General features: G+C 46.9%; 1 protein-coding gene. It reads left to right on the top strand.

The window, feature by feature from the left end; genetic code table 11:
• The coding region (locus F6K20_RS39325) for a radical SAM/SPASM domain-containing protein (RefSeq protein WP_287298571.1) at window positions 1–1014 on the top strand (1014 nt) is incomplete at its 5' end.
• Window positions 1015–1179: the final 165 nt, after the last annotated feature.

Here is a 1179-nt window from a genome sequence, read left to right as displayed (position 1 = left end):
GTTTGTGGTATGACCACTGGTGGATTTGGGATTAGTTTAGAGACAGCCCGCCGGATGAAAGAGGCTGGAATTCGGGTAGTTTCCGTTTCTGTGGATGGCTTAGAACCAACCCACGACCGCTTACGGGGGAGAAAGGGTTCTTGGCAATGGGCATTTAAGACCATGAGCCATCTCCAGGAAGCTGGTATTCCTTTCGGCTGCAATACTCAAATCAATCGCCTCAGCGCACCAGAATTTCCCCAGATTTACCAGCTGCTTAGGGATGCAGGAATCTTCGCCTGGCAGATTCAGTTAACTGTACCCATGGGAAATGCAGCTGACAATTACGACATTCTGCTCCAACCCTATGAACTGCTGGATTTATATCCCATGATTGCTCGTGTAGTTGAGCGGGCTTATGGGGAAGGGGTGAAAGTACAGGCCGGAAATAATGTAGGCTATTACGGTCCCTACGAGCGATTACTGCGAGGGCGAGGAGATAGCAATCCCTGGACATTTTGGCAGGGATGTCAAGCTGGACTCTCTACCTTGGGTATTGAAGCCGATGGTGCGATCAAAGGTTGCCCCTCCTTACCGACTTCAGCTTACACCGGAGGTAATATCCGAGACCACTCTCTCAGGAAAATTATTGAAGAAACTGAAGAATTGCGGTTTAACCTAGGAGCCGATACTCCCAAAGGGACATCCCATCTGTGGGGTTTCTGCAAGACTTGCGAATTTGCTGAACTATGTCGCGGTGGTTGCTCTTGGACCGCTCATGTGTTCTTTGACCGCAGAGGGAATAATCCTTACTGTCACCATCGGGCCTTAACTCAAGCATCTCAAGGAATTCGAGAGCGAGTTGTGCCTAAAGTAAAAGCCCAAGGACTTCCCTTTGATAATGGTGAATTTGAAATTATTGAAGAGCCAATTAACACCCCTTGGCCAAACAATGATCCCCTTCACTTTAGTGCTGATCGCATTCAGTGGTCAGACCATTGGCAAGATCAAAAAGAATTAGTGGCGTCTTTATAGGTTTTAGGGAGCAGGGATCCCCCCTAGCCCCCCTTATTAAGCTATGCTTTATAAACATCTTTCTTAACATAAAACTTGACAAAAAGAGTCAAGTGTGTGTTCTGGCTAGAATCGCCTCTGGCATCTATTATCACAAATATGGAACAATGGATATTGAAAGAGCTA

It is taken from the genome of Moorena sp. SIO2C4, assembly GCF_010672485.1.
In the GTDB taxonomy this organism is placed as follows: Bacteria; Cyanobacteriota; Cyanobacteriia; order Cyanobacteriales; family Coleofasciculaceae; genus Moorena; species Moorena producens.
Note: the sequence above shows the minus strand (reverse complement) of the source record. Positions and strands in the feature narration are given on the sequence as shown.